General features: G+C 38.3%; 4 protein-coding genes and 1 pseudogene. 4 read left to right on the plus strand and 1 reads right to left on the minus strand.

The window, feature by feature from the left end:
* Positions 1-243: 243 nt before the first annotated feature.
* The 3 genes from A9239_RS05075 to A9239_RS05085 all read left to right on the plus strand — a co-directional run bounded on the left by A9239_RS05075 (position 244) and on the right by A9239_RS05085 (position 4,188).
* Positions 244-1,941: a histidine kinase N-terminal 7TM domain-containing protein gene (locus tag A9239_RS05075; protein ID WP_048156256.1), complete on the plus strand. Its 1,698-nt coding sequence runs from the start codon at positions 244-246 to the stop codon at positions 1,939-1,941.
* Positions 1,942-2,374: 433 nt separating this feature from the next.
* Positions 2,375-3,400, plus strand: a complete 1,026-nt coding sequence (mtaA, locus tag A9239_RS05080; protein ID WP_048121791.1) for a methylcobamide:CoM methyltransferase MtaA — start codon at positions 2,375-2,377, stop codon at positions 3,398-3,400.
* 77 nt (positions 3,401-3,477) lie between these two features.
* Complete coding sequence (locus A9239_RS05085) at positions 3,478-4,188, plus strand: cupin domain-containing protein (RefSeq protein ID WP_048121789.1); 711 nt, start codon at positions 3,478-3,480, stop codon at positions 4,186-4,188.
* A 202-nt stretch (positions 4,189-4,390) separates the two neighbouring features.
* Here A9239_RS05085 and A9239_RS05090 read toward each other — a convergent pair whose 3' ends face one another.
* The gene (locus A9239_RS05090) at positions 4,391-4,993 is read right to left on the minus strand and encodes a YigZ family protein (RefSeq protein WP_048121787.1); all 603 of its coding nucleotides are present in this window, start codon (positions 4,991-4,993) and stop codon (positions 4,391-4,393) included.
* Between the two features lie 397 nt (positions 4,994-5,390).
* Between A9239_RS05090 and A9239_RS05095 the strand changes: the two are divergent.
* Positions 5,391-5,665, plus strand: a pseudogene (locus A9239_RS05095) (hypothetical protein); the annotation flags it as partial.

A 5,665-nucleotide genomic window follows, 5' to 3' on the forward strand; every position in this document is an offset into this window, starting at 1 on the left:
GTAATTCTTTCTCATTTTTCTGACTCAATCTTTCCCATCTGCTTTCAAAAGTAATGTTCTAGTAATAACAGTTTGTGGGCTTCCTCACTTAATACATAAATTTATATATTTGGGCCTTGTGTAATTATTAGAACATTTTATGTTTTTTAACTTCTTTCGCTTAACTATCCCTATCTGCCTGACAGTAATTCATAAGAAGGTAAGCCTATCAGCCTGCTAATTCCCGCCGCTGCGTTCCCCTACATGGGAGCATTCATTTTTTCAGGAGTTATGTCGACTTTGCTTGCGATCAAAGCTAACAAAGCCTTCAAGTACCGCAGGATGGATTTCTCAAAATATTTCATACTTATTATGCTAAGCATGTCTCTATGGTCCGTTAATTATGCCTTTGAGGTCGGATTCATGGATATCAAGCTCAAATATCTCTTTGCCCGTCTCGAGTATATTGGGATGGCATTTGCTCCAGTAGCATGGTTTTTATTTGCATCGGAATACTCAGGGGTACGTAAGGAATTCATAAGGAAATATCAGAAAGAATTTTTCATAATGCCTTTTCTCATAATCCTTCTGATGCTTACAAATAGCTCTCACGGAATGTATTTTTCAGGTTATTACCTGGACGTCTCAAGGGGATTTCCTCTTCTTGTGCTCATACACGGGCCTTTTTTCTGGATATTTTATATCTATTCTTTTATTCTAATTTTTCTTGGAATTTTCTTCTTCTTCAATCAGTTTGTCCATCTAACTGCACCCTACAGGGCTCAGGCAGCAATTGCTCTAACGGCAGCCTGTATTCCAGTTCTGGGGAATATTCTTCATATAGCGGATGTAGGTCCTTTTGCATTCCTTGACCCGACTCCTTTTGCATTTACAATTACAGGTTTGATTCTCTTCTGGGGTATCATGCAGCATGAGTTCCTTAACATTATTCCGATTGCTAGAGAAAACGTAATCGAATCCATGAATGATGGATATATCGTAGTAGACCTTTCAGATACCATAGTAGATATCAATAAGGCTGCTCTTGAACTGGCAGAAAAAACAAAAAAGGAGGTTCTCGGGAGAAAATTAAATGAGCTTTTTGGGAATGAAGTACAAATGCTTCAGAGTGAAGCTCATGAGGGCAATTTCAACAAAGAAATTTTCTTGAAGAACGGGCTTGAAACAAAACTTTTTACTCTTAGTGTCAGCACCCTTCTAACAAAAGATGATGAAGAAGGCAGGCTACTAATGATGCATGACACTACTGAAACATATAGGTATCAAGAGGATCTGAAACAGGCTAATAAGAAGATAAACCTCATGAGCAACATTACCAGACATGATATTCTTAACCAGGTGAATGTACTTTCCGGGTACACCGAACTAATTTCTGAAACTCTTCCTGAAAATGTCAAGAATGATCCCCGAATAGTGAAGTATCTGAAAAATCTCAATAAAGGTATTGAAACAATCCACAGCCAGATTGTTTTCACCAAAGACTACCAGGAACTCGGAGTAGTTTCTCCGATCTGGCAATCCGTAAGTAATACAGCAAGAGAAGCAGCTTTTCCCTTCTCTGGTCAGAGCTTGAAGTTTTCTATTGAGGAAAGCAGAGTGGAAATCTATGCTGATCCACTGCTGAAAAAAGCTTTTTACAATCTCTTTGACAACGCAGGGTCACATGGAGAGCACGTAACTGAAATTAGTGTTAGTTCACGCAGGGTTGATGACAATCTTGTAATTGAGGTAAAAGATGATGGTATAGGAGTTTCTTCTGAAATGAAAGAGCTGATTTTTCAAAAATCCATAGGGAAAAATACAGGACTTGGGCTTTTCCTTGTTAAAGGTATTCTATCCATTACAGGCATGGAGATTAAAGAAACCGGAACTGAAGGAACAGGTGCAAGATTTGAAATTATAGTGCCCTCTAGTAACTGGAGAGTAAAAACTTATCAATAAAATGCGGGATTTTTAAGTATCTCAATTCAGCTGAAACCCATATTTTTTGCATCATCTCAACATCATCCAAATTTTCCCATTATCTTGTACATCACTCAAATTTTCCCATTATTTTGTATATCATCCTAACTTTTTACATCATATTTAACATCAATATATTTCTAATACTGTTCTCACCATTATGCCCATTATTTCTTCTGTTTTTTTCACTGGAACCGATTATTACTCCATATATATTTTTAGCTTACTAACTTATTTTATTTAATCTCTGTGAGTATTTAATCTCTGTGAGTATTTAATTTCTGTGAGTATTTAATCTCTGTGAGTTTTTTCATTCATATATTTTTATATCTTTGTTTCAATACATTGTTTCTCTGAATATATTCTCTCAAAAGCATATTCTTTAGCCGATAATTACATTCTGGTGATAAAAATGAGTCAATTTACCCTGAGAGATAGATTTGAAAAGGCACTCAAAGGAGAGGCTGTAGACATTATCCCTGTCTGTTCCGTAACTCAGACAGGCACTGTAGAACTAATGGAAACGACTGGAGCATACTGGCCCCAGGCAAATTTCAATGCCGATAAGATGGCTGCACTTGCACTTGCCGGGTATGAGATTGCAGGATTTGAGAATGTACGCTGTCCTTTCGACATTACCGTACTTGCAGAGACCCTTGGCTGCGCAGTAGACGAAGGAAGTATAGATATGCAGCCTTATATAACGGATTTCCCCTGCAAAAACAAGAAAGATGTGAAGAATATAATGGTTCCGGATTCTCTTCTTGAGAGCAGGCGGACCTCAGTAGTCCTGGAAGCAGTTGAAATTCTGAATGAAAAAGTAGGAGAGACGGTGCCTGTTGTTGCAGGGGTTGTTGGCCCTGCTGGACTTGCCTTCATGCTTGCCGGAATAAAAAATTATATTACATGGTTTGTGAAGGATACTGAAGTTGTTGAGGAACTAATGGGAGTTCTTAACGATGCCTGCATAGAATATGCCAATGGCCTGCTTGAAAGAGGCGCAAATGCCATAACCCTTATAGATTCCGAAGCCGGGCCTGATATTATTTCCCCTCAGATGTTCGAAGAATCGGTCTTTCCCCTTTACAGGAAATTTTGCAGGAAAGTAAAAGGCTTGAAAGTCCTTCACATGTGTGGCGACGCCACAGCCGTTCTTAATTCTCTCGGAGATACAGGTTTTGACGGGGTAAGCGTTGAAGAAAAAGTAAATGTAAGTTCTGCAAAAGCGGCTATAGGCGATCGGGTACGGCTTATAGGAAATATTTCTCCATCCGATACTCTGCTCGCAAAAGGGCCTGAAGCAGTTCTCATTGAAGCTACTGCCTGCCTTGAAGATGGAATTGATATCCTTGCTCCAGGTTGTGGACTTGCTCCACATACTCCACTTGAGAATATAAAGGCACTTGTCAGAGCAAGAGATGATTACTTCTTACAGTAAACCTTCTTTGTTTTATTTTAGAGCTTAATCACTAATCGGCTAAACTTAAACACAAATTCCTGTGACCGGGCAAAATTATGACAAAAAATAATTCAAAAGCAGTTCGGGATCTTATACCTGAAATTCTCAAACTTTCAGGCAGGGAATGTATGATCCGTGAGCTTTCAGACTCCAGTTTTCTTCCTGAGCTTGAAAATAAGCTCGAGGAGGAACTACAGGAGTATCTCGAAAGCAAAGAGCTTGAAGAGCTTGCAGACCTGCTTGAGGTAATTTATAGAATAGCAGAACTGAGAGGGTCTTCAAAAGCAGAACTTGAAACAATAAGGCAGCGAAAAAAACACGAAAAGGGCGGATTTGAGAAAAATCTTCTCCTTGTTAGTTCTCTTAAAGAAAGCTCTCATCCAGAGTTATGCTCTGCTGGCTCTACTGAATCCAAGCATGTGGTTTTCAAGCCTGAGGATGCGGCAGTAATTGAGAAAAAAGGAGTGAAAATGAGAATCTACACCACTAAAGCCGAATCCGAAAATGCCGGTGTACTCTATCAGGAAACGCAAAAAGGGCACACAGAAGAGTTCCTGCATGAAAAAAGCGATTTTATATATTATATCCTTGAAGGCAGCGGGGTCTGGATCGTTGAGGACAGAGAATTTGAGGCCCAAGCCGGAGATGTAGTTGTCGTGCCTGCGGGAAAAAGGTTCTGGTTCCGTGGAAATCTCAAGCAGGTCTGCATAACTGCTCCGGCCTGGGAAGAACAGTACGAGCGCCACATAAGAGATCTTGAATTGTGAAGGTGTAAATTATTCTCAGCGTTATAGTTACACCAAGATAATGCCGCAAGAAGGGTCGAGTCGCAGAAAAATATTAAAAGCTTAATTCTCTGTGGTTTTATATTAAGGGCTGACTTCTCTGTGGTTTCAACTTTTTCCTTTTTTATCTTAGTTTCTTTTATTTCTTCAGTATCTGGTTTGAGTGCAAACTTGATTGATGAAGTTAAAACCTTTCAAACATTAACTTATTTTTTGTCTGATCTATTATTTTTCTAATAAATTCATCTTCAAGATCCTTTCTTACAAGGATGATGAATTCCACTGTATCCGAATACGTTTCTTCTTGGATTACTGCATATTTCTCTATCAGGTTTCTTACTTTCTGACTTTCTGCATATCCCAGACGTATTCCTAATCTGACCTGCTCGAAAACTTCAATAATTTCTGCTTCTTCAATAGCAGAGAGTGCCGTATCCCGGTATGCTCTTGAGAGTCCTCCAAAACCCAGTTTTATTCCTCCAAAATACCGGGTCACGACCACAGTCGCGTTCATAATTTCTTTTGATTCGAGTATTTTAAAAACAGGCTTTCCTGAGCTGCCCGCAGGCTCTCCGTCGTCATCATATTTAATAGCAAAAGAGTTTTTTTCTTTTATAAAATAAGCCGAAACATTATGGTTTGCATCGCGGTGCAATTCCTTTATACCTTTTATGAAGGTTTTTGCCTCAGCTTCACTTTTCACAGGGCTGGCATAACCTATGAACAGGGAATTTTTGAATTCTTTTTGAGCCGTACCGCAACGTTTAAGAGTTTTGTAATTTTTCAGATTTTATCCTCAGACTGCTTTCAGATCTTGTCCAAACCTGTTGTTAACAGGTTTGCGCTTCCTTTCAGAGGAATACTACATCCAATTTAAATACTTTTTTCCCGCTGAATGGTTATTTTTTTCTAACAGTTTATACATTTATTCTCCTTATTAAATTTATTTAATATAGTTTGAAAATTAATATGTTTTCAGGAGTTTTATAATTTAAATAGTACTAAGAATATTCAAGATGGTGTATATATTCTAACCAAATAAACCATTTTGCGGCATTATTCTTTTATCAAATCGAAAAGTTTTAATGTTATTGACTGGTCATGCATAAATATCTCATATGAAAATCTCATAATTTTATATGAGCTGGGTGTAAAAAAGGAAGAGAACTTTAGAGGTATTATTAATGAAAAAAATGTTAAAGATTATGGCAATGCTCCTTGTCATTAGTGCTGTTGTCTTTGCAGCCGGCTGTTCTGACAAGAATGCTGACACAACAGCAGAAAATGGATCTCAAGAAGAAGTGACTGACCAGGCTCCAGTAGCAGACGAAAATGGAACTCAAACCGAAGATGTAGCTGCAGACATTCCAGCTGACAATATGACAGTTGAAGACAAAGACTCTGCAGATGACAATATGACAGTTGAAGATAACGACTCTGCAGCTGACAAAATGACAGA

The sequence above is a fragment of the Methanosarcina sp. A14 genome (assembly GCF_001729375.1).
Lineage (GTDB): Archaea > Halobacteriota > Methanosarcinia > Methanosarcinales > Methanosarcinaceae > Methanosarcina > Methanosarcina barkeri.